The sequence below is a fragment of the Microbacterium sp. ZXX196 genome (assembly GCF_009709595.1).
Lineage (GTDB): Bacteria > Actinomycetota > Actinomycetes > Actinomycetales > Microbacteriaceae > Microbacterium > Microbacterium excoecariae.
The window spans coordinates 171,255-197,295 of the sequence record NZ_WMEE01000001.1 but is presented as its reverse complement, the minus strand read 5'-3'; the positions used below and the strand labels follow the sequence as shown (position 1 = coordinate 197,295).

General features: G+C 73.6%; 23 protein-coding genes. 14 read left to right on the top strand and 9 right to left on the bottom strand.

What is annotated here, in order from left to right:
• The first annotated feature begins 107 nt into the window (after positions 1–107).
• Positions 108–1,088 (top strand): NYN domain-containing protein, encoded by a 981-nt coding sequence (locus tag GJQ66_RS00905; protein ID WP_155047483.1) that lies wholly within the window; start codon positions 108–110, stop codon positions 1,086–1,088.
• A gap of 25 nt (positions 1,089–1,113) precedes the next feature.
• On the opposite strand, the gene GJQ66_RS00900 is transcribed toward GJQ66_RS00905, so the two are convergent.
• The gene (locus GJQ66_RS00900; protein ID WP_155047482.1) at positions 1,114–2,130 is read right to left on the bottom strand and encodes a LacI family DNA-binding transcriptional regulator; all 1,017 of its coding nucleotides are present in this window, start codon (positions 2,128–2,130) and stop codon (positions 1,114–1,116) included.
• A gap of 213 nt (positions 2,131–2,343) precedes the next feature.
• Here GJQ66_RS00900 and GJQ66_RS00895 point away from each other — a divergent pair, with 213 nt between their 5' ends.
• The 6 genes from GJQ66_RS00895 (at position 2,344) to GJQ66_RS00870 (ending at position 9,201) form a co-directional block, all read left to right on the top strand.
• Positions 2,344–3,417, top strand: a complete 1,074-nt coding sequence (locus tag GJQ66_RS00895) for a Xaa-Pro peptidase family protein (RefSeq protein WP_155047481.1) — start codon at positions 2,344–2,346, stop codon at positions 3,415–3,417.
• Between the two features lie 67 nt (positions 3,418–3,484).
• On the top strand, positions 3,485–4,840 hold the full coding sequence (locus GJQ66_RS00890; protein ID WP_155047480.1) for a Gfo/Idh/MocA family protein: 1,356 nt from the start codon (positions 3,485–3,487) through the stop codon (positions 4,838–4,840).
• A complete protein-coding gene (locus GJQ66_RS00885; protein ID WP_155047479.1) occupies positions 4,837–5,748 on the top strand; it encodes an NAD(P)-dependent oxidoreductase in 912 nt (303 codons plus the stop codon). Before GJQ66_RS00890 ends, GJQ66_RS00885 begins: the two co-directional genes overlap by 4 nt.
• Positions 5,745–6,656 carry a 5-dehydro-4-deoxyglucarate dehydratase gene (locus tag GJQ66_RS00880; protein ID WP_155047478.1) on the top strand — a complete coding sequence of 304 codons (912 nt, stop codon included), beginning with the start codon at positions 5,745–5,747 and terminating at the stop codon, positions 6,654–6,656. Before GJQ66_RS00885 ends, GJQ66_RS00880 begins: the two co-directional genes overlap by 4 nt.
• Complete coding sequence (locus GJQ66_RS00875; protein ID WP_368732498.1) at positions 6,653–7,717, top strand: mandelate racemase/muconate lactonizing enzyme family protein; 1,065 nt, start codon at positions 6,653–6,655, stop codon at positions 7,715–7,717. Before GJQ66_RS00880 ends, GJQ66_RS00875 begins: the two co-directional genes overlap by 4 nt.
• A 38-nt stretch (positions 7,718–7,755) precedes the next feature.
• Positions 7,756–9,201 (top strand): aldehyde dehydrogenase (NADP(+)), encoded by a 1,446-nt coding sequence (locus tag GJQ66_RS00870; RefSeq protein WP_368732497.1) that lies wholly within the window; start codon positions 7,756–7,758, stop codon positions 9,199–9,201.
• A gap of 87 nt (positions 9,202–9,288) precedes the next feature.
• Here GJQ66_RS00870 and GJQ66_RS00865 read toward each other — a convergent pair whose 3' ends face one another.
• Complete coding sequence (locus GJQ66_RS00865) at positions 9,289–10,416, bottom strand: Gfo/Idh/MocA family protein (RefSeq protein WP_368732496.1); 1,128 nt, start codon at positions 10,414–10,416, stop codon at positions 9,289–9,291.
• Positions 10,413–11,237, bottom strand: a complete 825-nt coding sequence (locus GJQ66_RS00860) for a sugar phosphate isomerase/epimerase (RefSeq protein WP_155047477.1) — start codon at positions 11,235–11,237, stop codon at positions 10,413–10,415. Before GJQ66_RS00860 ends, GJQ66_RS00865 begins: the two co-directional genes overlap by 4 nt.
• A gap of 126 nt (positions 11,238–11,363) precedes the next feature.
• Here GJQ66_RS00860 and GJQ66_RS00855 point away from each other — a divergent pair, with 126 nt between their 5' ends.
• Positions 11,364–11,963 carry a TetR/AcrR family transcriptional regulator gene (locus GJQ66_RS00855; protein ID WP_155047476.1) on the top strand — a complete coding sequence of 200 codons (600 nt, stop codon included), beginning with the start codon at positions 11,364–11,366 and terminating at the stop codon, positions 11,961–11,963.
• Between the two features lie 45 nt (positions 11,964–12,008).
• On the opposite strand, the gene GJQ66_RS00850 is transcribed toward GJQ66_RS00855, so the two are convergent.
• Positions 12,009–13,181 (bottom strand): ROK family transcriptional regulator, encoded by a 1,173-nt coding sequence (locus GJQ66_RS00850; protein WP_155047475.1) that lies wholly within the window; start codon positions 13,179–13,181, stop codon positions 12,009–12,011.
• Between the two features lie 130 nt (positions 13,182–13,311).
• Here GJQ66_RS00850 and xylA point away from each other — a divergent pair, with 130 nt between their 5' ends.
• The 5 genes from xylA to GJQ66_RS00825 all read left to right on the top strand — a co-directional run bounded on the left by xylA (position 13,312) and on the right by GJQ66_RS00825 (position 19,021).
• Positions 13,312–14,505, top strand: coding sequence for a xylose isomerase (gene xylA, locus GJQ66_RS00845; protein WP_155047474.1), 1,194 nt, complete (start codon positions 13,312–13,314; stop codon positions 14,503–14,505).
• Positions 14,506–14,517: 12 nt separating this feature from the next.
• Positions 14,518–15,918, top strand: a complete 1,401-nt coding sequence (gene xylB, locus GJQ66_RS00840; RefSeq protein ID WP_368732495.1) for a xylulokinase — start codon at positions 14,518–14,520, stop codon at positions 15,916–15,918.
• A 15-nt stretch (positions 15,919–15,933) separates the two neighbouring features.
• The gene (locus tag GJQ66_RS00835) at positions 15,934–16,872 is read left to right on the top strand and encodes an NADP-dependent oxidoreductase (RefSeq protein ID WP_155047473.1); all 939 of its coding nucleotides are present in this window, start codon (positions 15,934–15,936) and stop codon (positions 16,870–16,872) included.
• A gap of 74 nt (positions 16,873–16,946) precedes the next feature.
• Complete coding sequence (locus tag GJQ66_RS00830) at positions 16,947–18,251, top strand: O-acetylhomoserine aminocarboxypropyltransferase/cysteine synthase family protein (protein ID WP_155047472.1); 1,305 nt, start codon at positions 16,947–16,949, stop codon at positions 18,249–18,251.
• 32 nt (positions 18,252–18,283) lie between these two features.
• The gene (locus tag GJQ66_RS00825) at positions 18,284–19,021 is read left to right on the top strand and encodes a sulfite exporter TauE/SafE family protein (protein WP_368732541.1); all 738 of its coding nucleotides are present in this window, start codon (positions 18,284–18,286) and stop codon (positions 19,019–19,021) included.
• A 189-nt stretch (positions 19,022–19,210) separates the two neighbouring features.
• Here the strand turns inward: GJQ66_RS00825 and GJQ66_RS00820 are convergent, their stop codons facing one another.
• Entirely contained in the window at positions 19,211–21,718 is a 2,508-nt protein-coding gene (locus GJQ66_RS00820; RefSeq protein ID WP_155047471.1) for an ATP-dependent Clp protease ATP-binding subunit, read from the bottom strand.
• A 99-nt stretch (positions 21,719–21,817) separates the two neighbouring features.
• Positions 21,818–22,219, bottom strand: a complete 402-nt coding sequence (locus GJQ66_RS00815) for a histidine kinase (RefSeq protein ID WP_155047470.1) — start codon at positions 22,217–22,219, stop codon at positions 21,818–21,820.
• Positions 22,220–22,445: 226 nt separating this feature from the next.
• On the opposite strand from GJQ66_RS00815, the gene GJQ66_RS00810 reads away from it, so the two are divergent.
• Entirely contained in the window at positions 22,446–22,694 is a 249-nt protein-coding gene (locus GJQ66_RS00810) for a WhiB family transcriptional regulator (RefSeq protein WP_155047469.1), read from the top strand.
• Positions 22,695–22,741: 47 nt separating this feature from the next.
• On the opposite strand, the gene GJQ66_RS00805 is transcribed toward GJQ66_RS00810, so the two are convergent.
• From GJQ66_RS00805 to GJQ66_RS00795, 3 genes are read right to left on the bottom strand one after another with little or no spacing between them, the layout of a single operon-like run.
• Positions 22,742–24,244 (bottom strand): sensor histidine kinase, encoded by a 1,503-nt coding sequence (locus GJQ66_RS00805; protein WP_368732494.1) that lies wholly within the window; start codon positions 24,242–24,244, stop codon positions 22,742–22,744.
• 3 nt (positions 24,245–24,247) lie between these two features.
• A complete protein-coding gene (locus GJQ66_RS00800; protein WP_155047468.1) occupies positions 24,248–25,426 on the bottom strand; it encodes a hypothetical protein in 1,179 nt (392 codons plus the stop codon).
• A complete protein-coding gene (locus tag GJQ66_RS00795; protein WP_155047467.1) occupies positions 25,423–26,040 on the bottom strand; it encodes an SAF domain-containing protein in 618 nt (205 codons plus the stop codon). The genes GJQ66_RS00800 and GJQ66_RS00795 overlap by 4 nt, the downstream gene beginning before the upstream one ends.
• Position 26,041 lies beyond the last annotated feature (1 nt).

The window sequence follows — 26,041 nt, the reverse complement described above, 5'->3', positions numbered from 1 at the left end:
AGGCTCCCCGCCGCCCGCGCCCACCGCGCGGGACGCGGGGAGCCTTCGGCCGTTGCCGGGCCGCGCGGGCTCGGGCTTCCGTGAGGTCGGGCGCGTAGGCTCGAGGCATGACCTCACCTCAGGACGATGGGCGCGTAGCCGTCTACCTCGACTTCGACAACATCGTGATGAGCTGGTACGACCGGGTGCACGGGCGCAACTCCTACAATCGCGACCGCGCCCGCATCGCCGAGGATCCGACGGAGCCGGAGATCGCCGAGCGCCTCGCCGCCGCCACGGTCGACGTTGGCGCCATCCTCGACTACGCGGCCAGCTACGGCACGCTCGTTCTCACGCGCGCGTACGCCGACTGGTCCTCCCCCGTCAATGCGATCTACCGCCGCCAGCTCGTCGGCCGCGCCGTGGACCTCGTGCAGCTGTTCCCCGCGGCCGCATACGCCAAGAACGGCGCGGACATCCGGCTCGCGGTCGACACGGTCGAGGACATGTTCCGCCTCGCCGACCTCACGCACGTCATCGTCGTCGCGGGCGACAGCGACTACGTGCCGCTCGCGCAGCGCTGCAAGCGGCTCGGCCGCTACGTGATCGGCGTCGGCGTGGCGGGGTCCACCGCCAAGTCGCTCGCCGCGGCGTGCGACGCGTTCGAGCCGTACGACACCCTCCCCGGCGTGCCCCCGATTGAGAAGCCCGCGAAGGTCGAGAAGAAGCGGGACCAGCCCGCGGACGACGCCTCACCCGCGCCGGAGAAGAGCGACCAGAAGCCGACCCGGCGACGGCGGTCGGCCCGGCCCGCGGAGGAGCCCGCGTCGAACGACGCCGTGCCCGCGTTCGGGGACACCCCGCCGGAGGACCTCCACGCGGTCGCGACCCGCCTCCTGGAACGGGCGCTGCGCGTCGGGCAGGACAAGGGGGACGCGCAGGGCTTCCTCTACGCCTCCGCCGTCAAGCAGCACATCCGCCGCATGGATCCGTCCTTCAGCGAGAAGGCGCTCGGCTACCGCTCCTTCAACGACTTCCTCACCTCGCGCGACCAGCTGGCCGAGGTCCGTGAGGACGGCCACGAGCGCCTCGTGCGCCTGAAGGCGTAGGGCGCGGCGCCGGGAGCCCGCTCGATCACGCGGGGCCTCCCGTGCTCGCCCGCGGCGCGAGCTCCGGGGCGAAGATGACGGGCGTGCGGTCCGCCTCACCGCGCATCTCGGCGCGGAGCGTCTCCCACAGCCGCTCCCCGATCTCGGCGAGGCGGGCGGTCATCGTCGTGAGGGACGGCGAGGAGAACTGGGCGAACGGAATGTCGTCGAATCCCGCGACCGCCAGGTCGCCCGGCACGCGCACACCCTCCTCCGCCAGGCGCCCGAGGAGCCCGAGCGCCACGACGTCGTTGAACGCGACGACCGCCGTCGCACCCGACGCGCGCACCGCGGGCCACGCCGCGTGGCCGTCGGCGAACGCGTGTCCGCAGGGAATCTCGAGCACCTCTACGTCGGCGCGGTCCGCGCGCACACTCTCCAGGCCGCGCTGACGCGCCTCGTTCGAGCGGCTTTCGGGCGGGCCGGCGAGATAGGCGAGGCGCCGGTGCCCGCGGTCGACGAGGTGCTCCGCCAGCTCGCGGACGCCCGCCTCGTAGTCGACGAGCACCGACCCGGCGCGTTCCCCCGTGGTCCGGTTCAGCACGACGACGGGAGCGACGCGCGGCAGAAGGGCGTCGAGTTCCTCGCGCGTCATGCGCGGTGCGAAAAGGACGACGGCGTCCGTGCGGTTGCGCACATCCACGACCACCGCCGCCTCCCCCGCGCTCTTCTCGAGCGTGTCCGCGATCAGCACACGATAGTCCTCCCGCGCCGCGGCGCGATGCAGGCCGTGGAGCACCTGGTGGAACATGGGGTTCGCGAGATCCGGAACGACGACGCCGATGGTCCGGCTGACGCCGAGCGAGAGCGAGCGGGCGGTCTCGCTGCGGGTGTACCCGAGCTCCTCCACGGCGCGCCGTACCCGCTCGGCGATGTCCTCCCCGACGGTCGCGACGCCGTTCATCACGCGGGACACGGTCGCCTTCGACACGCCCGCGGCCTCGGCAATGTCGGAGATCGTCGTCTCGCGGGCGGGGGTGCGTCGGGCGCGCTTGCCAGTCATGTGCCTATCCTCGCCGCCCCCGGCCCCGATGTGTGCGAGCGCCGCGATGGCGGGAGACCTCCCCCACGCGAATCGCGTCGGGATCCGGAAGATCGGCATCGATGATCGGATTGCGGTATCGGCACTCGCCCGTGAGTCGTGACACACTCGGAACAGTACACGAGAAACCGGTTACCGGTACGGTGGATCCACCCCGACCCCAGGACGGACACGATGACCTCCCCCCGCAACGACGCGGCCTCCGAGCGCGACATCAAGATCGCGCGCCTCGCGCGCCTCCTCGACGATCGCGACCGCGACGCCCTCCACCTCACCTCCTCCGCGAGCCTCGCGTGGCTGCTCGGCGGCGCGCGTACCGCGGTGCCGCTCGGCGGCCCGCCCGTGCTCTCCGCGACCGTCGCCCGCGACGGGGCACTCGTCGTCACGACCCTCGCGAACGAGGTCGACCGGCTCGCGAACGAGGAGGTGCCGGACGCCGCGTGGCGCGTGATCCCCTGGCACGGGAACCTCGCGGCCGCGCCGGCGGGCGCGCTCACCGAGGGCGAGGTCGCGGCCGAGCTGCGCCACGCGCGCGCCGCGCTCCTCCCCGCGGAGGTCGACCGCTACCTGGCGCTCGGCGCCGACACGGCGCGCGCGCTTCGGCGCGTCCTCGAGCGCGCGCGGCCGTCCTGGACCGAGCGCGAGCTCGCGGCGGAGATGGCGCGCGAGGCGTACCTGATCGGCGCCGAGCCCGCCGTGCTCCTCGCCGCGGGGTCGGCGCGCGGCCACGTGCCGCACCCCCTCCCCACGCACGCCCCGCTCGGCGGCCGCGCGATGGCGGTCGTGACGATGGTGCGCCACGGCCTCCACGCCAGCGCGACGCGCTGGGTGGAGTTCGATGCCGACGGCGCACGCGCCGACGCGGACGCCGCGCTGCGCGAGGTCGAGGCCGACGCGTTCCGCGCGACCCGGCCCGGCCGCGCGGTCGCCGACGTCCTCGCGGATATCGCCGCAGCCTACCCCCGTCACGGCTTCGCGGACCGCGCGTGGGAGGCGCACCACCAGGGCGGCGCGACGGGGTACGCGGGCCGGGATCCCAAGGCGAGCCCCGCCCTGTCCGATTGCGTGAGGTCGCCGCAGGCATTCGCGTGGAACCCGTGGGTCCCGGGCGCCAAGGTCGAGGACACGGTGCTCGTGTCCGAGGGGAAACTCGAGGTCCTCACGGCGGACCCGGAGTGGCCCGCCACGGTCGTCGCGGGACGACCGCGCCCCCTCCCGCTGGCGCGCCACGCCGCCCCATCGGATTGACGCGGCCCGCGTCCGCCCGCCATACTCTCCCGTGAGAAACCGCTTTCTTCAAAGCCGAAGGATTGTCATGCCCCTCCGCCGCTACGCGCTCATCGGCACCGGATCCCGCGCGCAGATGTACCTCGCCGCCCTCGCGAACGACTACACGGACGTCGCCGAGCTCGTCGCCTGGTCCGACCCGAACCCCGGCCGCCTCGACTGGTCCGCGGCTGCCCATCCGGCGCTCGGCGCGCCGCGCCGGTTCGACGCCGCCCGCCTGGCGGACCTCGTGCGCGAGGAGGCCGTCGACGTGGTGATCGTCACGAGCCCCGATCACACGCACGCCCGCTACGTCGTCGCCGCGCTCGAGGCCGGCGCGGACGCGGTCGTGGAGAAGCCCCTGACGGTCGACGAGGAGGGGATCCGCGAGATCGCGGCGGCGGCCGAACGCACGGGCCGGCGCGTGACGATCACCTTCAACTACCGCTACTCCCCCCGCAACTCGGCGCTCAAGCAGGTCATCGCCGCGGGCGAGATCGGCGAGGTCACGAGCGTCCACTTCGAGTGGGTCCTCGACACGGCCCACGGCGCGGACTACTTCCGCCGGTGGCACCGACAGAAGGAGAACTCCGGCGGCCTCCTCATCCACAAGTCGAGCCACCACTTCGACCTCGTGAACTGGTGGATCGGCGACGTTCCGGCGCGGGTGTTCGCCTCGGGAGGGCTGCGCTTCTACGGCGCGGACAACGCCGCGCGGCGCGGCCTCGGATCGCGGCCCGAGCGCGGGACCACGGACGACCCCGCGCGCGACGCCTTCAGCCTCGACATGCGCGCCGACGACAAGCTTCGCGGGCTCTACCTCGACCAGGAGCACCACGACGGCTACGTCCGCGACCGCGACGTCTTCGACGCGGGCATCACGATCGAGGACAACCTCGCGCTGATCGTCGACTACGCGCGCGGCACCACGCTGAGCTACGCGCTGAACGCGCACTCGCCGTGGGAGGGGTACACGGTGGCCGTCAACGGCACGAAGGGCCGCGCCGAGCTGACGGTCGTCGAGCGCGGCAGCGTGCAGGTGGACGAGGACGGCCGCACCGTCGTGGATCCGAGCGCGCGCCCCGACCTGGTCGTGGGCGACGCGGCCCGGCCCGCGGGCGAGCGCCTCGTCGTGCAGAACCACTTCGCGCCCGCGCGGGAGGTGCCGATCCCCGAGGGCGTCGGCGGCCACGGCGGCGGCGACCGCGTACTCCTGGACGATGTCTTCCGCGGCGCGGGATCCGATCCCCTCGGCCGCACGGCCGACTGGACCGACGGCGTGCGCAGCGTCGTGGTCGGCGTCGCCGGCAACCTCTCCCTCGACCGCGGACTCCCGGTGCGGGTGGGCGACCTCGAGATCGGCGCGGCCTCCGGCGCCGTGTCTGACGCGCGCGACGAGCGATGAGTCGCGTCGTCGTCACGGGCGGCGCCGGCCGCCTCGGCCGGAGCGTCGTCGGCGCCCTCGTCGACGCCGGCCACGAGGTCGCGTCGCTCGACGCCGTCACGCTCGAGGGCCTCCCGGCCGAGCAGGAGCGACTGGACCTCCTCGACGCCTCCGCCACGAGCGCGGCGTTCTCGCGGATCCGGCCCGACGCCGTCGTGCACCTCGCCGCGATCGCCGTGCCCGGCGCGCTCCCGGATCCGGAGATCTTCCGGATCAACACGCAGCTCGTGTTCTCCGTGCTGCAGGCGAGTCTCGACGCGGGCGCCGGGTCGATGCTGCTCGCGTCGAGTCCGACCGTCATGGGGTACGGGGCCCCGCGGGGCTGGGCCCCGGACTACCTGCCGCTCGACGAGGCCCACCCGGCCGCGCCGTGGAACGGTTACGGCGCGTCCAAGGTCGCGATGGAGACAATCGTGCAGATGGCCGTCCGCCAGCACGGCGATCGGGTCCGGTTCGGCGTCTTTCGCCCCTGCTACGTCATCGCCCCCGAGGAGTGGGAGGGCGCCGCGACCCAGCAGGGGCACACCGTCGAGGAGCGCCTCGCGGATCCGGCGCTGTCCGCCGTGGCCCTGTTCAACTACGTCGACGCGCGCGACGCGGGCGAGTTCGTCGCGGCATGGCTCGCGGCCACGGGCGTGCCGAACGGGGCGACCTTCTTCGTGGGCGCGCCCGACGCGCTCTACGACGGCGACACGGCCGACGCCGTGCGCGCCCACCTGCCCGCACTCGCGCACATCGCGGACCAGCTCGCGGGCACGGCGTCCGTGTTCTCGAGCGACCGCGCCGCGGCGCTCCTCGGCTGGCGCGCCACGCGGTTGTGGCGCGACCAGCTCGTCCGACACACCCCGCCGCTGGAGGCATCCCGATGACGAACCTGGCCATCCCCGACCGCGTGCTGTTCTTCCCGGTCACCCCCTTCGACGACCATGACCGCGTCGACGAGGATCTGCTCGCGCGCCACGTCGCGGAGCGCGTCGCGAGCGGGCCCGGCGCCGTCTTCGCGGCGTGCGGGACGGGCGAGTTCCACGCGCTCTCGCTCGAGGACTACCGCGTCGCGATCCGCGCGGCGGTGACCGCGACGAGCGGATCCGTGCCCGTCCTCGGCGGGGCCGGCGGACCCCTCGGGCACGCCCTGGCCTGCGCCCGGATCGCCGCGGAGGAGGGCGCCGACGGCCTGCTCGTCATGCCGCCCTATCTCGTGGGTGCGCCGCAGGAGGGCCTCCTCGCGTACGTCGAGCGGATCGCGCGGGAGACCCCCGTGCCGCTCATCGCCTACCACCGCGCCAACGCGCAGTTCACGCCGGCCTCGGTCGCGCGCCTCATCGAGAACCCCCGAGTCGTGGGGATCAAGGACGGCGCGGGCGACCTGGCCGTGGCGCAGCAGTTCGTGCTCGAGGCCGAGCGATCGGGGCGCGACGTGCTGTTCTTCAACGGCCTCCTGACGGCCGAGATGACCCAGGCCGCCTACCAGGCGATCGGCGTGCCGATGTATTCCTCGGCCGCGTTCGCGATGGCCCCGCGGCCCGCCGTGCGCTTCTTTCGTGCGCTGCGCGAGGGCGACACGCACACGCAGCGGGCACTCCTCGAGGGGTTCTTCCGGCCGCTCGTCGCCCTGCGCGACGAGACGCCGGGCTTCGCCGTCTCGCTCGTGAAGGCGGGCGTGCGCCTCGGGGGAATCGCGGCGGGATCCGTGCGCGCGCCGCTCGTGGATCCCACGCCCGAGCAGACCGCACGGCTGGCGCGCATCCTCGAGCGCGGCGAGGAGCTCGCGGCGTGAGCACCCCCGCGATCGCCTCGCTCAAGACGCGCCTGATGCGGATCCCGCTGCGGCGGCCGTGGGGCGCGGACGTGCGGGAGATGCACGTCGTCGAGACGGTCGTGCGCGATACGGCGGGCGGCGCGGGGTGGGGATTCAGCTGGACCCCGACCATCGGCGCGCACGCCGTGGAGCAGCTCCTCGCGCGAGACATTGCGGATCACGCGCGCGGTCTCCCGGCGGATCCGCGCATCTGGCAGGGCGTGTGGGAGCACCTCCACGAGGCCGGCTCCGGCGGCATCACGACGATCGCGCTCGCGGGCCTCGACCTCGCGCTGTGGGATCTCGCCGCGCGGCGAGAGGACCGGTCGGTCACCGACCTGATCGGGCGCGCCCACGACCGGCTCCCCGCGTACGGCAGCGGCGTGAACCTGCACTACTCGACGGACGAGCTCGCCGCGCAGGTGCGGCGCTGGATCGACGCGGGCTTCGACGCCGTGAAGATCAAGGTCGGCAACCCCGACCTCGCGCGCGACGTCGCCCGTGTCGAGGCGGTGCGCGAGATCCTCGGCGCGGACCGCACGCTCATGATCGACGCGAACCAGCGGTGGGACCTCGAGCGCGCCACGACCGCGATGGGCGCCCTCTCGCGCTTCGACGCGGCGTGGATCGAAGAGCCGCTGCGCGCCGACGACATCGCGGGCCACGCCGAGCTGCGGCGCCGCATCGACGTGCCGATCGCGCTCGGCGAGAACCGCCACACGATCTACCAGTTCCGCGACGCGATCGACGCCGGCGCCGTGGACATCATCCAGCCGAACGTCGTGCGCGTAGGCGGGATCACCCCGTTCCTCGCGATCGCGGAGCTCGCGCGCGAGCGAGGCGTGCGCATCGCCCCCCACCTGCTGCCGGAGCTGTCGTCGCAGCTCGCATTCTGCCTGCCCGACGAGACCTGGGTGGAGGACGTCGAGGACGCGGGGCTCTTCGACCTTGGCGCCCTCGCGGCGCCCACGGGCCTCGACATCCGCGACGGCGTCGCCACGGGCGGGCCCGCGCGGGGCCTCGGCATCCGTTTCGCCTAACCGTCCCGACCCGCACCTCGACCGACAGGAGATCCTCCGTGACCGATTCGACCACCCAGGACGTCGACGCCCTCTGCCGCGCCGCGCGGATCGCCTTCGGCTCCTCCGCAGCCGCCACCGACCGCGAGCGCGCGGCGTGGCTGCGCGCGGGGGCCCAGGCGCTCGACGCCGCGGCCGGCGAGCTCGTTCCGCTCGCCGACGAGGAGAGCCGCCTCGGCTCCGCGCGCCTCACGGGCGAGCTCGCGCGCACGACGAGCCAGCTGCGGCTGTTCGCGTCCGTCATCGAGGAGGGGTCCTACCTCGAGGCGACGATCGACCACCCGAACCCCGACGCGACGCCGCCGATCCCCGACCTGCGTCGCGTGCTCCGCCCGCTCGGCCCCGTCGCCGTGTTCGCGGCCTCGAACTTCCCGTTCGCGTTCTCGGTCGCCGGCGGCGACACGGCGTCCGCGCTGGCGGTCGGCTGCCCCGTGATCGTCAAGGCACACTCGGGGCACCCGCGCCTGTCCGCGCGCGTGGCCACCATTCTCGGTGACGCCCTCGTCGGCGCGGGGGCGCCCGCGGGGATCCTCGCGCTCGTGTCGGGTCGGGACGCCGGCCTCGCGCTCGCGGACCACGAGGAGATCACCGCGATCGGGTTCACCGGCTCGATCCCGGGCGGCCGCGCGATCCACGACCGCGCCGCCGCGCGGCCGCGCCCCATCCCCTTCTTGGGGGAGCTCGGGTCCCTCAACCCCGTCGTCGTCACCGCCGCGGCGGACGCCGCCCGCGGCGCGGCGCTGGCCGAGGGCCTCGCGGGCTCGTTCCAGCTCGGCGTCGGGCAGTTCTGCACCAAGCCGGGCATCGTGTTCGTGCCGGTCGGATCCGCCGTCGAGTCCGCCATCGCGGCGCACGTGGGCGACGCCGGGCCGATGCTCACCGACCGCATCGCCGCCTCGTTCGCGGCCGGGGCCGAGCGCGTGCGCGAGGTGACGGGCGTCGACGCGGTGGCCGCGGGCGACGGAGCCCTCGTCGCGGCCTGCGATACCGCGACGCTCGCGGCGCACGCCGGCACCCTGCTCGAGGAGGTGTTCGGTCCGTTCACCCTCCTCGTCCGCTACCGCGACGAGAGCGACCTGCTCGCCGCCCTCGATCTCCTCGAGGGCAACCTCACCGCCACCCTCCACGCGGAGGAGACGGACGAGATCGGTCGGATCCTCCCCGCGCTGGAGGAGCGCGCGGGACGCGTGCTGTTCGCGGGCTGGCCGACGGGGGTCGCCGTGAGCTGGGCGCAGCACCACGGCGGACCGTGGCCCGCGACGACGAGCCAGCACACCTCGGTCGGCGCGACGGCGGTGCGGCGATTCCAGCGCCCCGTGGCCTACCAGCAGGCGCCCGAGCGCGCCCTTCCCGCCGCGCTGCGCAAAAACAACCCGCTCAGGATCCCCCGTCGGGTCGACGGCGCGCTCGTCGTCCCCGGGGACGCGGGCGCGTCGTCCCGCTGACGCCGGCGCGACGGTTCGATCCCCCGTTTCGCGCCGCGCGCCCCCTGCTCCGCGAGGAGCCGGGGGCGCGCGGCCGTCCGAGGGCGCTTACAGCGTCGCCGAGAAGGGGTCGAAGCCGGCCGGAACGGTCGGCACGGGGGCCGAGATGGAGCTGTCGACCGCGAGGAACTCGCCGGTCGCGGCGGACTCCTGCGCGGAGAGCATGACGTCGAGCACGTGATATCCGAGCTCCCCCGTGGCGACATGCGAGCGGTCCTCCGCAATCGCGCGCACCATGTCGAGCACACCGAGTCCGCGCCCGACGACCACGCCCTCCTGCGCGACGTCGAGGAACTCCTGGCCGCCCCAGTCGCCGTCGGCGAGGGTGGTCTGCGCCTTGACGTACTGGATCGTGCCGTCGAACATGTTCGGGTCGGGGAGGAAGATGGACCCCTCCGTCCCGTGCACCTCGAAGACGCCGTGGCGCTCGAGGGCCGAGTCGAAGCTCAGCAGGCTGGCCGACTGGGCACCGCTCTCGAAGCCGGCGATGACCTGCAGCGAGGTGGGCACCTCGACGGGGAAGGTCTCCCCCGCCTTCGGGCCCGAACGGATGACGCGCTCGGCGAGCTTCTTGCGGCCGACGGCGGCGACGCGATCGACCGAACCGAACAGACTCACGAGGCCCGTGAAGTAGTACGGCCCCATGTCGAGCAGCGGTCCGGCGCCCGCGGCGAAGAGGAACGCGGGATCCGGATGCCACAGGTCCGGCCCGATCGTCTGGAAGGTGGTCGACGCGAACATCGGCTCTCCGATCAGGCCCGATTGGATCGCGCGCTTCGCCGACTGAAAGCCCGGGCCGAGCACGGTGTCGGGGGCCTGACCGATGCGCAGCCCCTTCGCCGCCGCGTCCTCCAGCAACTGCTGGGCGCCCGCGCGGTCGAGCCCGATCGGCTTCTCGCTCCACACGTGCTTGCCCGCGGCGATCGCAGCCGAGGAGACCTCGATGTGCGCGGCGGGGATCGTCAGGTTGACGACGACCTGCACGCCCCGGTGCGCGAGCACGTCCTCGGCCGAGCCATGGCCGGGCACGCCGTGCTTCTCCGCCTGCGCCTTCGCGCGCTCCGGCAGGAGGTCGCCGACGATGAGCACCTCCACGTCCGGGAACGACGCGAGGTTCTCGAGATAGGTGTCGCTGATGACACCGGCGCCGATGACGCCCACACCGACGGCGGTCACGCGACGTACCCCCCGTCGCGGAGGAACGCGAAGCTGGCCGCGATGTCCTCGAAGACGTCGCCCGGGGCGTTGTCGTACTCGATGACCGCGTACCGCAGGCCTGTGGCGGCGTGCAGGGACTCCGCGAGGGGAACCTCGGCGGTGCCCGCATGGCGCTGATCGAGCTCGGCGCTGGCGAACGCCGGCGCGTCGGGCGCGAACGGGTTGGATGAGGGCACGATGCCGTCCTTGACGTGGACGGCGACGAGCCGGTCGCCCAGGCGAGACACGAGCCCCGGCACGTCCTGCTGTCCGGCCGCGGCCCAGAACAGGTCGAGCTCGATCTGCACGTCCTCGCCCGTGAGCGCGAGGAAGCGCTCGTAGGCGGTCACGCCATCGAACGACGCGACGAACTCCTGCGAGTGGTTGTGGTAGCCGACCTGGAGTCCGAACCCCTGGGCGACCTCCTTGAGCGTGGCGAAGCGCTCGGCGATGTCCGCAACGCCCTCCTCCGTCGACCACCGGTCGAGCGCCACGAAAGGATCGATGACCGTCGTCATGCCGATCTTCGCCGCGGCCTCGAACACCACCTCGGGGGCCGGCGTGGGAATGGATCCGTCCGGCGTCCAGAGCACGTCCGAGAGGATCGGCGCGTGGCCGGTCGGGGCCGCGAGGCCGGCACCGTCGAGCGCGGCGCGGATCTGGTCGGGGCGGCCCACGAAGTCGAAGGCCTCCACGTTCTTCAGACCGATCGCCGCGATCTTGTCGAGCGAACCAGCCATGTCGGCGGTGAATTCCTGGGCCAGGCTGTACAGCTGGACGGAGGCTTCGGGCAATGCCATGACGTGACCTTCTTTCGTACGTCGTTGTGATCGAGCGGGTCGCGCGTCCGACGGTGCGGGCGCTACATCGCCACGCTAACACCAAAAACCTTCCTTTGGAGGTTTTCGGCCGACTATGTTGGCGTCATGCCCAGCGAAGACGATGTCATCGGCAGACGGGGCTCGTATGCGAAGGGCGTCGCTCGCCGCAAAGAGATCCTCGACCGCGCGATCGAGGTCTTCACCGAGCGCGGCGCTGACGGCACCAGCCTGCGGCGCATCGCGCAGGCCATCGGGGTCTCGCACGCGGCGTTGCTGCACTACTTCGACTCGCGCGAGCAACTCCTCGTCGCGGTCTACGAGCACGCCGAGGAGCTCCGCGCGGCCGGCGAGGACGACCCGGGCCCGGGTCGCGCGATCGACATCATCGTCGGCGCGGCCGTCTCGAACCTCCGGGTCCCGGGGCTGGTGGAGCTCTACAGCACGCTCGTCGCCGCGTCCCTCGAGGCGCGCAGCGAGACCGGGAAGGCGTACTTCACCCAGCGCTTCGAGCGGGTGCGTGCGGATCTGGCCGAACGACTCCGCGCCGATCAAGCCGCGGGCGTCGTCCGTTCGGACGTCGACCCGGAGCCGATCGCCGCGTTGATCGTCGCCGCCTCCGACGGCCTGCAGATCCAGTGGCTGTTGGATCCATCCATATCCCTGCAGGACACGCTGGGCGCCTTCGCGACGCTGCTGCGCCCCTGACCCGCCGGGCGCGGGAGCGCCCGTGAGGCCAGGACGGCCCGGCGGTCAGCGGGGATCCGCGAGCGGATCCGCGACGAGCGCGTCAAAGACCCGTTCCGCGGCGCCGATCAGCAGCCGGTCGGCGCCGAGCGCCGCGGCACGAATCTCAAGGTTCTCCGCGGGAGCGGGGAGCATCTGGTCGCGCACGCCGCGGTCGAACGCGCGCGGGTCCGACGCCCGGAGCAGCGCGAGGAAGCCCCCGAGGACGATGACGCGCGGGTTCAGGACGTTCGCGGCGTTGGCGAGGGTCGCCTGCAGGATGCGGCGCTGCCGAGCGACCTCGTCCGCCACGTCCGGCCCCGTCGCCGCGGCGAGCGCGCGGCCGAGGGCGTCGTCGTCGGCCGCGCTCATCCGCACCGCCGCGAGGAGGCGGCCGCGGTTGACCTCGTCCTCCAGCACGCCGCCCGGCACGCGGCGATCCGCGCCCGCGGAGATCGAGGGCTGATTCTGCCCCCACTCCCCGGCGTATCCGCCCGCACCCCCGACGTGGGAGCCGGCGAGGATGAGCCCGCCGCCGATGCCGCTCGCGCCACCGTTCAGATAGACGACGTCGTCGCAGGCGCGCGCGGATCCGAAGAGCCCCTCGGCAACGGCCCCCGCCGACGCGTCGTTCGTGGCGACGGCGGGCAGGCCCGTCGTGCGCGCGAGCTCGCCCGCGAGATCGGCCTCGCGCCACCCGAGGTGCGGCGCCACGCGCACGAGGCCGTCCGCGGCGCGCACGAGGCCGGGGACGGCGGCGGCCACGCCCCGCACCCGGGCGCCGGCGAGCGGCCCGCGGCGCCACGCGGCGAGCGCGTCGCCGACGTAGCGCGCGGTCTCGGCCGGCGTCACCCGCCGCTCCACGGGGTGCCGGATCCGGGCGACGACCCTGCCGCCGAGCGCGACCGCCCCGATCTCGACCGCGTCGACTTCGGGGTTCACGGCGAGGGCGAGCACGCCCGGCCCGGGCTCGACGACGGGCGACGGCCGCCCGACGCGCCGGGTGGGGTCCGGTTCGCGCTCCGCGACGAGGCCCGCCTCCGACAGCGCGCCGACGAGGTCGGAAATCGTGGAGCGGTTCAGCCCCGTCCGCGCCGTCAGCTCGGCGCGCGAGAGCGCCCCGTCGCGGTGCACGAGCCGCACCACGGATCCGAGGTTCGCGCGGCGGACGTCTCCCGCGCTCGACCCCCGGCTCGTCATGCTCGTTACCCTAGCCGCCCCTCCGCGCCTGTCAGCCCGCGGGCTCGGCGGGTCCCCCGGGCCGCGCGTTCCGTGTTATGTTGCCGACAACAACTTTTTACCGACGGCAACGACGACAAGGTGGTCTCACATGTCCCTCACCCCCACCCCCGCGGACCGGTTCTCCTTCGGCCTGTGGACGATCGGGTACAACGGCACGGATCCGTTCGGCGGCCCGACGCGGCCGGCGCTCGACGTCGTGCACGGCGTCGAGAAGCTCGCGGAGCTCGGCGCGTACGGGCTCACGTTCCACGACGACGACCTCTTCGCGTTCGGATCCACGGACGCGGAGCGCCAGAAGCAGATCGATCGTCTGAAGGGCGCGCTCGCGGACACGGGCATCGTCGTGCCGATGGTGACGACAAACCTCTTCAGCGCCCCCGTCTTCAAGGACGGCGGCTTCACGTCGAACGACCGCCAGGTGCGTCGCTTCGCGCTGCGCAAGGTGCTCCGCAACCTCGACCTCGCCGCCGAGCTCGGCGCGAAGACCTTCGTCATGTGGGGCGGCCGCGAGGGCGCCGAGTACGACACGGCCAAGGACGTCCAGGCGGCGCTCGAGCGCTACCGGGAGGCCGTCAACCTGCTCGGCGACTACGTCACCGACAAGGGATACGACATCCAGTTCGCGATCGAGCCGAAGCCCAACGAGCCCCGCGGCGACATCCTGCTCCCGACGCTCGGCCACGCGCTCGCCTTCATCGACTCGCTGGAGCGCCCCGAGCTCGTCGGCCTCAACCCCGAGACGGGCCACGAGCAGATGGCGGGCCTGAACTTCACGGCGGGCATCGCGCAGGCGCTGTACCACGGCAAGCTCTTCCACATCGACCTCAACGGCCAGCGCGGCATCAAATACGACCAGGACCTCGTGTTCGGTCACGGCGACCTGCACAACGCATTCTCGCTCGTCGACCTCCTCGAGCATGGTTCGCCGGAGGGCGGCCCCGCCTACGACGGCCCGCGCCACTTCGACTACAAGCCGAGCCGCACGGAGGACGAGGCGGGCGTGTGGGAGTCCGCCGCCGCCAACATGCGCATGTACCTCCTCCTCAAGGAGCGCGCCGCCGCGTTCCGGGCGGACCCCGAGGTCGTCGAGGCGCTCGCGGTCGCGCGAGTCGCGGAGCTGCGGCAGCCGACGCTCGGGGCCGGAGAGTCGTACGACGACCTGCTCGCCGACCGCTCGGCCTACGAGGACTTCGACGCCGACGCCTACCTCGGCGGCAAGGGCTTCGGATTCGTCCGCCTGCAGCAGCTCGCGACCGAGCACCTGCTCGGCGCGCGATCCTAAGGGCCCGGCACCGTGAGGCTCGTCGCGGGGGTCGACTCCTCCACGCAGAGCTGCAAGGTCGTCGTCGTCGACGCCGAGACGGGGGCGCTCGTGCGCTCGGGCCGCGCGCCGCACCCGGACGGATCCGAGGTGGATCCGGAGCACTGGTGGCAAGCGCTCGTCGCGGCGATCGACGACGCGGGCGGGCTGGACGACGTCGACGCGTGGGCGATCGCCGGCCAACAGCACGGGATGGTCGCGCTCGACGGCGACGGCCGGGTGATCCGCGACGCCCTCCTGTGGAACGACACGCGCTCGGCGGGCGCCGCGGCCGACCTGACCCGCGAGGTCGGCGCCGGCGCGTTCGCCACGCGCACGGGCCTCGTGCCCGTGGCGTCGTTCACGATCACGAAGCTGCGGTGGCTCGCCGATCACGAGCCCGCATCGGCCGCGCGCGTCGCGGCCGTCGCCCTCCCCCACGACTGGCTCACATGGCGCCTCCGCGGGTTCGGCCCCGCGGGCGGGTCTCGGCGGGGACCCGTCCTGGAGGAGCTCGTCACGGACCGGTCGGACGCGAGCGGCACGGGATACTTCGACCCCGAGCGCGCCGCGTACGACCGGGAGCTGCTCGCCGCGGCGCTCTGTCGGGACGCGGCGGGTATCGTCCTGCCGAGCGTTCTTGCCCCGGACGCCGCGGTCGCCGACGAGGCGGGCCGCGTGGTCGCCGCGGGGTGCGGTGACAACGCGGGCGCCGCGCTCGGCATGGGCGCCCGCGCCGGCGACGTGGGCGTCTCGATCGGGACGAGCGGCACGGTCTTCGCCGTGGCCGAGCGCCCCGTCCGAGACCCCACGGGGACGGTCGCCGGGTTCGCGGACGCCTCCGGGCGCTATCTGCCCATCGTGACGACCCTGAACGCGGCCCGCGTGCTCGACGCCGTGGCGGCCCTCCTCGGAGTGGACCACGACGAGCTTTCCCGCCTGGCGCTCGCGGCGGATCCCGGATCCGCAGGGCTCGTGCTCCAGCCGTGGTTCGAGGGCGAGCGGACGCCGAACCGGCCGGACGCGACCGCCACGCTGTTCGGCATGACGCTCGCCACGACCACGCGCGAGAACCTCGCGCGGGCCGCCTTCGAGGGCGTGCTGTGCGCGCTCGCCGACGGGCTCGACGCGATGCGCGCGGGCGGCGTCGAGGCGCGGAGGGTGCTCCTTACGGGCGGGGCCGCCACCTCGGCCGCGACCCAGCGGATCGCCGCCGAGGTGTTCGGGCTGCCCATCGTCGTCCCCGCGCCCGGCGAGTACGTCGCCCTCGGCGCGTCGACGCAGGCGGCGTGGGCGCTCGCGGGTGAGCGCCCGTCGTGGGCCGCCGCCGCCCAGGCGGAGCTGCCCGCGGCCCCGCGCCCCGACACGCGCACCCGCTACCGCGCCCGCCTCTGAGGGTAGCGTGGGGGCATGGCTCAGGCAGTGCAGTTCACCCGTATCGGCGGCCCCGAGGTCCTCGAGCTCGTGGAGGTTCCGGATCCGGTGCCCGCGGCCGGCGAGGTCGCGATCCGCGTCGAGGCCGCGGGCGTCAACCCCATCGAGCGCAAGCTGCGCACGGGCGTGCGCCCGCTCGCGGGCGACGGCCCGTGGCGCGCGGGCTCCGACGGCGCGGGAATCGTGACGGCCGTGGGCGCCGACGTCGACGGCCTCCGGGTGGGCGACGCCGTCGCGTTTTTCGGCGCGCACGGCGCATACGCGACCGACGTGCGGGTGGACGCCGCGCACGTGTTCCTGCGCCCGGCCGGCGTCTCGGCCGCGCAGGGTGCGGCGCTCGGCATCCCCGCCGGCACCGCCTATCAGGCGCTCCGCTCGCTGGGGATCCGCGAGGACGACACGCTGCTGATCCACGGCGGGTCGGGCGCCGTGGGGCAGGCCGCGATCCAGTTCGCCGTGCTGTTCGGCGCGCACGTGATCGCCACGACGAGCGCGGGTCGCGCGAGCCGGGTCCGCGACCTCGGCGCGGAGCCCGTCGTGTACGGGGACGGGCTCACCGGCCGCGTGCTCGAGGCCGCACCCGACGGCGTGACGGCCATCCTGGACTGCGCCGGGGCCGACGGCGTGCTCGAGGCGTCCCTCGAGCTGCTCGAGGACACGAGCCGGATCGCCACGATCGTCCTCGGCCAGAAGGCCGACGAGCTCGGCCTCCGGGCCTTCGCCGGCGGGTCGCGCCGCCCCCTCACCCCGCAGCAGAACGCGTGGCGCGCCGAGGCCGTGCCCGTCGCCCTCGCGCTCATCGCGGCGGGGTACTTCGACGTCGAGATCGGCGAGTCGTTCTCGCTCGACGAGGCCGGGCGGGCGCAGTCCGCGGGCGAGGCAGGCGCGCCGGGCAAGCTCCTCCTCGTTCCCTGACGCGGGCCGTCATGCGCCGTCACGGGGCGTCACACGCGCTCGACCGCGGGCGCGCGCCGGGCGAGAATGAGGGCATGACGACCGACGGATTCGCGACGACCCAGCTGCACACGGGATACGTCCCCGGGACCCCGCAGAACACGGTCGCGACGCCGATCTATCAGTCGTCGGCATACCAGTTCTCCTCGCTCACCGAGGCGCGCGAGCTGTTCGCGCTCCGGCGCCGCGGCAACATCTACAGCCGCAACGGCACCCCTACGCAGGCGGTTCTGGAGCAGCGCATCACCGCGCTCGAGGGCGGCGTCGGCGCCGCCGCCGTGGGATCCGGCCAGGCCGCGACCGCGGTCGCAGCGCTCGCCCTGGCGGGCCGCGGCGGGCACATCGTCGCGGCGAGCTCCCTCTACGGCGGCACGGTGGACCTCTTCGACACCACGCTCGTCGACCTCGGCATCGAGGTCACGTTCGTCGATCAGGACGACCTCGCGGCGTGGCGCGGGGCGGTGCGCCCCACGACCCGACTCTTCTTCGCGGAGACGGTCGCCAACCCCGTCGCCCAAGTGCTCGACATTCGCGCCGTCGCCGACATCGCGCACGCCGCCGGCGTCCCCCTCGTCCTCGACAACACCGTGGGCACGCCCTACCTGATCCGCGTGCGCGACCACGGCGCGGACGTCGTGGTGCACTCGGCGACGAAATTCATCGGCGGCCACGGCACGTCGCTCGGCGGGCTGGTGGTGGACCTCGGGACCTTCGACTTCGCGGCGGATCCGGCGAAATGGCCCGCGCTGTTCGAGCCGCACTGGCGTTTCGGCGACGTCGCGCTCTGGGACGCGTTCGGGCGGACGGGAGCGCTGACGACGCTTCTCAAGAGCCGCTTCGTCGCCGACCTCGGCCCCGCGCTCAGCCCGTTCAACGCCTTCCAGCTCCTCGAGGGCCTGGAGACGCTGGACCTGCGCGTCGGCCGGCACGCCGCCTCAGGGCTTGAGGTTGCGCGCTTTCTCGCGGACCACCCGGCCGTCGGCCGCGTCTTTCATCCCGGGCTTCCCGACAACCCGTACGCGGCGCGCGCCGCCGAGTACTATCCCCGCGGCGTGCCGTCGGTGTTCGCCTTCGAGCTCGCGGATCCGGGCGCGGACGACGAGGCCGCGTTCGCGCGGGTCGCCCGCGTGGTGGACGCGCTTAACACCATCAAGCTCGTGGCCAACATCGGCGACGCGCGGACGCTCGTGTGTCACCCCGCGTCCATGACCCACAACCACATGACGCCGGATCAGCTGGCGGCCGCCGGAATCTCCTGGGCGACGATCCGCATCTCCGTCGGCCTCGAAGACCCGGGCGACCTCATCGCGGACCTGGACCGCGCGCTCAGCGCTGCCTGACCGCCGGCGGCGCGCTAGCGTGGTCGCTCGTGATCCTTCCTGACCTCGGCGCCGTCGCCTGGGCCGCGCTGGCCATCGGCGCGCTCACGATCGGCGTCTCCAAGACCGGACTCCCGGGCGCGAACACGCTGGGCATCGCTTTGTTCGCCAGCGTACTGCCGGCCAAAGAGTCCACCGGCGCGATGCTCCTCCTCCTCATCGTCGGAGACGCGCTCGCGCTGTGGCTGTATCGCCGCCACGCGGACTGGCGCGCGCTCGTGCGCCTCGCGCCCTCCGTCATCGTCGGCCTGCTCGCCGGCGTCGTCTTCCTCGCTCTCGCCGACGATGCATGGGTGCGGCGGACGATCGGGGTCGTCCTCCTCGGCCTGATCGCGCTCACGCTCTGGCGCCGGCGGGCGTCCTCCGAACAGGTCGGGCAGGGGCCGGGAGCGCGCGCGCTCTACGGCTCGCTCGGCGGATTCACCACCATGGTCGCGAACGCGGGCGGGCCCGTCATGTCGATGTACTTCCTGGCCTCGCGCTTCTCGATGGAGGCGTTCCTCGGCACGGCGGCGTGGTTCTTCGCGGTCGTGAACGTCACGAAGGTGCCGTTCTCGATCGGCCTCGGCCTCATCACCCCGACGACCCTCGCGATGGACGCCCTCCTCGTCGTTCCGGTGCTCGTCGGGGCCGCCATCGGGCGCTGGGCCGTGACGCGCCTCAGCCAGCGCCTGTTCGATGCGATCGTGATCGGGCTGACGGTCGTCGGGGCCCTCTACTTGCTCGTCTGACGCGCGGGCCCCGCTCCGGAAAAACCCAACGGCCCCGGGAGGAGCACTCCCCCGGGGCCGTTCACAGCAGGATCAAACCTATGCGGCCGTTCTGTCAGACCGCTGAACGCGGAGTGAACATCCACCGCATTGTGCCGTGGTCAGCGGCCGCGACAGCATCATACCGCTCGCTCTCACCGCGCAGATTGCTCACGCCGCCCGGGCCTCGTTGGCGTCGGTGGCGTCGTCGACGCTCAGGCCATGCGGCCCGGCGTCGACCACGACCTCGCGCGGCGCGCCCGCGACGAGCAGGTCGGCGAGGCGATCGTCGACCTCGCGCTGGATCAGCCGCCGGAGCGGGCGCGCCCCAAACTCGGGCTCGTGGCCGTGCTCGGCGAGCCACGCCACCGCGGCCGGCGTGACGACGAGCTCGACGCCCTGCGCGGCCGCCCGCGCGCGCGTCGCCTCCAGGAGCAGCTCGACGATGCGCGCGAGCTGCTCACCCTCGAGCCGGCGGAACAGCACGATCTCGTCGATGCGATTGATGAGCTCGGGCCGCATCGTCTCGCGCAGCCGCCCCATCACGCGCGCCCGTAGGTCGTCCGAATCCGCGTCGGCACCCGCACGGGAGAACCCGATCGCCCCCTGCCGCGCGGTCAGGAACTCGCTGCCGATGTTCGAGGTCATGATGACCACGGTGTTCCGGAAGTCGACGGTCCGGCCCTGCGCGTCGGTCAGGCGGCCGTCCTCGAGGACCTGCAGGAGCAGCGTGAACACGTCGGGGTGCGCCTTCTCGATCTCGTCGAAGAGGACGACGGAGTACGGGTTACGGCGCACGCGCTCCGTGAGCTGCCCGGCCTCGTCGTGACCGACGTACCCGGGAGGGGCCCCGACGAGCCGGCTGACCGTGTGCTTCTCCGAGTACTCGCTCATGTCGAAGCGCGCGACGGCTGCCTCGTCGTCGAACAGGCTGTCCGCGAGGGCCTTCGCGAGCTCGGTCTTGCCGACGCCGGTGGGACCGAGGAACAGGAAGGATCCGTCCGGCCGGCGCGGATCCGCCATGCCCGTGCGGCTCCGCTGCACGGAGCGGGCGATGGCCGCCACGGCCTCGTCCTGACCCACGACCCGGCGGTGCAGCTCGTCCTCGAGGGCCGCGAGGCGCTCGCGATCGGCCGCGCCAATCCGGCCCGCGGGGATCCCCGTGAGGCGGCTGATGACGCCCGCGATCTCCTCGGCGCCCACGACCGGAACCGCGGCATCGGCGCGCGCCAGTTCGGCCTCGACGGCCACGATCTCGTCGCGGATCCGCGAGGCTTCCTCGTACCGCTCCGCCGCGACCGCGTCGCGCTTCGCCTCGTCCAGCTCGGCCCGGCGCGCCCGCAGCTCGTCCGGGCGCGCCGCCGGGCCCGTCCGCAGGCGGCGGCGGGCGCCCGCCTGATCGATCAGGTCGATCGCCTTGTCGGGCAGGACGCGCTCGGGGAGGTACCGCGCGCCGAGAGTCACGGCCGCGGCCAGCGCCTCGTCGGTGAACCGCACCCCGTGGTGGCTCTCGTACGCCTCGCGAAGTCCCCCGAGGATCGCGATCGCGTCATCGATGCCCGGCTCCCCCACGCGCACCTGCTGGAACCGCCGCGCGAGCGCGGGATCCTTCTCGATCCGCCGGAACTCCGCGAGCGTCGTGGCGCCGATGAGCCGCAGCTCGCCGCGCGCGAGGCGCGGCTTCAGGATGTTGCCCGCGTCGATCGCGCCGGATTCCCCGCCGCCCGCGCCGACGATCGTGTGGAGCTCGTCAATGAAGAGCACGATGCGCCCGTCGGCCGCCGCGACCTCCGCAAGCGTCGACGTCAGGCGCTCCTCGAAATCGCCGCGATAGCGGGCGCCCGAGAGCATGCCGGCGATGTCCAGGCTCACCACGCGCGCCTGGCTGAGCGCCGCCGGGACCTCACCGGCTGCGATCTTGCGCGCGAGCCCCTCGGCGATCGCGGTCTTGCCGACCCCGGCCTCACCGACGAGGACGGGGTTGTTCTTCGTGCGGCGCGCGAGGATCTCGATCGCCTGCTCGATCTCGGCGTCGCGGCCGATCACGGGGTCGATCAGGCCTTCACGCGCGCGCTCGGTGAGGTCGGTGCCGTACCGCTCGAGCGCGGTCGGCTCGGCCGCCTGCTGCGACTCGCGCACCTCGCTCTCCGGCGCGGACTCGCCGCGCGCGGCGTGCACGAGTGCCTCGGCCGTGACGCCGGCCGCCTCGAGGATGCGCCCGGCCGCCGCGTCCTGGGCCAGGACGAGGGCGAAGAAGAGGTGCTCGGGATCCACGTAGGTCGACCCCGTGGAACGCGCGACCTGCACGGCCTGAAGGAGCGCGCGCCGCAGCGCCGGGGTCATCGTCGCCGCGTCGGCGTCGGCGGCCGCGGCCGCGGCGGGCAGCGACGCCTCCGCCGACGCGGCGATCTCGCGCGGATCCGCGCCGATCGCGTCGAGCACGCGCGCGATCGCGGGATCCGCGACGAGGCCACGGAGGACGTGCAGGGCGTCGAGCTCCGCCTGGCCGCGCTCCAGCGCGAATCGCCCCGCGGCCTGCACGGCGTCCATCGTGCGCGCGCTGAGCACGCGGGTCAGGTCGATCGAGCGCGCCGAGCGGGCACGCTCGGACGCCAGGTAACGCGCGAGGAAGTCGTCGAACGACCGCGCACCGTCGTCGGGCTGGGTGGTGTCGGGCATGGCCCTCCCCTTCGTGAGGTTGACTCGATACGGCTCAACTTTCAGACATTGAGTCGAGCCATGTCAAGTTCAACGACACCCGGTCGGAGGTATTCCCGATCAGTCGCTCGGGGTCGACGGGTGCGCCTCTCGAGCGGATCCGAGAAGCGCGACGAAGCCGACGATCGCGGGCGCGGCAAACAGCGCCGCGATCCCCCAGTGCGCGTACGCGCCGGTGACGGATCCAACCGCGATCGCGAAGATGAGCACCTGGACGACGATGCCACCCGAGCGCCCCCAGGATCGCCCGCGCCACACGCCCGTCGCGAACGACGCGATCGCGAAGGCGCCGAGGGCGGACAGGACGATGAGCGCGATCGCGGTGGGCATCGCCGCGACGGGCGTCGACGCGGCCCAGACGACCTGCCAGCCGGTGACGACGGCGAGCGCGAGCGCCTCGAGCGCGAGCAGCCCCACCGCCACGTATGTCGCGCGGCCGCGGGCGAGCGAGGGAGAGGACATGGGCGCCTTTCCGAAGGCGCCCGGCCGACGGATCGGCTCGCGACCGGGCAATTTCGAAAAACCCTTGATCGACGGGGGCACCTGTATGACAATTGTTAACGGTGTGTTTCCCACAGCGTGGTGGGGCGCGTGGCCACGAGCCCCGTCGCACATCCAGCCTAATCGACCCGACGATGAACGCTGAATCTCCCCCGGAAAGACCCCACCTCGCAAGGAGCACCACCACATGGATTGGCGTGACAAAGCCGCCTGTTTGACCGTCGACCCCGAGCTGTTCTTCCCCGTCGGAAACACCGGGCCGGCCGTCGACCAGATCGAAAAGGCCAAGTCCGTGTGCGCGCAGTGCACCGTGACCGAGGTCTGCCTGCAGTACGCCCTCGAGACCGGGCAGGACTCGGGCGTGTGGGGCGGCCTCAGCGAGGACGAGCGTCGCGCGCTCAAGCGCCGCGCCGCGCGCGCCCGCCGCGCCAGCTGACCGTCCGCGCGACCGAACGCCCCGCCTCCGGCGGGGCGTTCGCCGTCTCAGGAGCGGATCCAGCGCATCGGGATCTCGATGACGACCTCCGTGCCGCCGTCGAACGCGGTGCCCGTCCCGGAAATCGTCTGCCACTCGATGGATCCGCTGAGCTCGCCCTGGATCAGGGTCCGGACGATCTGCGTCCCGAGGCCGCGCCCCACCTGACCCTCGGGCAGCCCGCTGCCCGTGTCCCGCACCCGCACGGTCAGCGTGTGCTCCGACCGCTCGGCGACGATCTCCACGTCGCCCTCGCGGCCCGCGAGGCCGTGCTCGACGGCGTTGGTGACGACCTCGGTCAGCGCGAGCGCGAGGGGCGTCGCGTACTCGCTCGGCAGGGTCCCGAAGGTCCCGGTCTTGCGCGTGTGCGCCACCGTGTTCTGCGCCGCCGCGACCTCCGCGACGAGGCGCAGCACGCGCGTGAACACCTCGTCGAAGTCGACCTTCTGCGACAGCCCCTCGGAGAGGGTGTCGTGCACGACGGCGATGGCCGCCACGCGCTGCATCGCCTGCAGGAGCGATTCGCGCGCCTCGTCGCTCGAGGTGCGCCGCGCCTGGATCCGGAGCAAAGACGCGACGGTCTGCAGGTTGTTCTTGACGCGGTGGTGGATCTCGCGGATCGTCGCGTCCTTCGTGATGATTTCCTGCTCCTGGTTGCGAAGCTCGCTCACGTCGCGGCACAGCACGATCGCGCCGATGCGCTCGCCGTGATCGCGGAGCGGGATGATCCGCAGCGCGACCGTCACGCCGCGGGCCTGGATGTCGCTGCGCCACGGCGACCGCCCCGTGAGGAGGACCGGGAGCGAGGACTCGTCGGCCGACGCGTCGCGCTCGGTCGGCATGATCGTGCGCGCGACGTCGGAGAGCGTCTCGCCCTCGAGCTCGTCCACGAACCCGATCCGGTTGAACGCGGACAGGCCGTTGGGGCTCGCGAAGGTCACGACGCCGTCCACGTCGAGGCGGATCATGCCGTCGGCCGCGCGGGGCGCGCCGCGGCGCGGCCCCATGGGCGCCGTGGTGTCGGGGTAGTCCCCCGTCGCGATCATGCCGAAGATCGCGTCGGCGCACTCGTCGAACGTGAGCTGCTGGCGCGACGGCGCGCGCACCTCGCTGAGGTTTGTGTGGCGCGTCAGCACGCCGAGCACGGAGCGCCCGTCCGTGCCGCGGCGCACGATCGGCACCGCCTTGACCCGCGTGGGCGTCTCCTCGAACCACTCGGGGCTCGTCGAGTCGACGATGAGTCCGCTCTGAAAGGCCTCGCGGACCTGGCTCTGCCACTGGGGGCGCACCTTCTCCCCGACGATGTCGCGGTAGAAGAGAGTCGCGGATCCACTCGGGCGCACGTGCCCGACGGCCTGAAACGAGTCGTCGGTGGTCTGCCCCCAGATCACGATGTCGGCCGATGCCAGGTCGGCGAGCAGCTGGCCGTCGCCGTGCACGCGGTGGAGCCATTCGATGTCCGTCTCGCTGAGACGGTCTTGGGCGGTGAGGAGATCGCTGAGGGTCGACACCCTCTACAGCGTAGCCGCGAGCCGCGACACCGCGTGTGCGAGCGGGGCGCGGCGCCGCGGCAGCACGGGCGCGGCCGCGCGCAGCGCCCTGTCGCACCCGGCCGGATCGTCCGGCAGGAGGTGCGCGGCGTCCGCCCCCGCGTGCTGGGCGAGCGCCTCGCGAACCTGGCCGCGCGGGTCCAGACCCAACGGGCCCGGACGCACGCGGTTGACGACGGGAATCACCTCGGCGCGCGGCGCCGCGGCCTCGAGCTGGTCCAGCCCGCGCACGAGGCGCGCGAGGCCCACGGGATCCGCCTGGCCCACGGCAATCACGCGGTCGGCGGTCGACAGGGCCGCGAGCGCGGCCTGGTTGCGCCGCGGCGCCTCGATGTCGCTCACGATCTCCTCGTCGCGCTCGACGGGCGCCGCGACGTCGACGATGACGGCGTCGGCCCACGAGCGCGCGACCTGCAGCGCCTCCGCGACCCGCCGCGCGGAGAGCTCGGGCCAGCGCTCGGGTCGGTTGATGCCGGTGAGAACCTCGAGCGACCAGTCCCCGGCCGACACCTGCGCGCTCAGTCGGGTGAGCTCCGCGCCGTCGAGGACGCCGTAGTCGGTCTGTCGACACGCGGCCGGGAACCCCGGCGCCTCCGGCGGGAGCGCGAGCCGCTGCGCGACTGACGGCGCGTGCGTGTCGGCGTCCACGAGCGCGACGCGGTCTCCGCCGCGGGCGCGCGCGGCCGCCAGTGCGAGCGCAACGGTCGTCCGCCCCGGCGCCCCGTGCGGGCCCCACACCACCGTCACCGACCCCTCCGCCACGGCGTCGTGACGCCGTTCGTCGAGCTCCTCCGCGCGAATCGCGGCGACGATCTGCGCGCCCGTCGCGTCCGGCGACACGGGGCTGGCCAGCCCGAAGGCGGCAACCGCCCGCCGCTCGGACGGGCGCTCGGCGAGCATCACCAGCCGCGCCCCGCTGCGATCGCACATCGCGATCACCTCGGGGGCGAGCACCTGGCGCGTCGCCGGCGCGACCACGCTGTCCGCCTCGCGCAGGGCGTCCCAGACGCGGGAGGCCGGGTCCGCGACGGCGCCCACGAGCTCGTCCGCCCGCACGAGGGCCGCGACCTCGACGCCCTCCGCGCGGATCTCCTCCGCCACGCGCGGCCCGATGGGTGGGTCGACGGCGACGAGGACGCTCACCCGGCGCCGCCCGACGTGGGCACAGCCGAGAGGGCGGATCCGCCCGCGGTGTGCCCGAGGACGTCCGCGACCTCGTCGCGGTCGATCACCAGCTCCAGGCGCGACCCCGGGTCGGCCACGACGCCGTCGTCCTCGAGAACCGCCGCGACGACGGCGCGCTCGACCACCACGACCGGCTCGCCATACGACCCCGGCGCGACGAGGGGCGCCGCCCACAGCTCGACGGGCGTACCGGGCACGACGCCCGCGGGCGCCTCCAGCGCACTGCGCACCACCACGGTGGTCGTGCCGGCCGAGGCGGCCGCCCCGACCGCCGCGGCCGGGACGAGCTCGCCCGGCGCGATGGTCCGCACGGCCACGACGCCGTCGGCGAGGTCGTCCGGAGTCAGGTAGGCCTCCTGGGACGCGGCCAGCTGAACATCGACGGCCTCGACGTCGCCCGCCGTGACGGCCTGGCCCGGCACCAGCGCCTCCCGGGCGACGAGGACCGGCTCCGTGTTCCGAGCGCCGTCGACGATCGCCCACACTCCCGCGACGGAGCCCAGCACGAGGACGATGCCGACGAAGAAGCGCGGATCGAGCCGGCGCCGGCGCCGCGAGACGGTGGTTGCCATG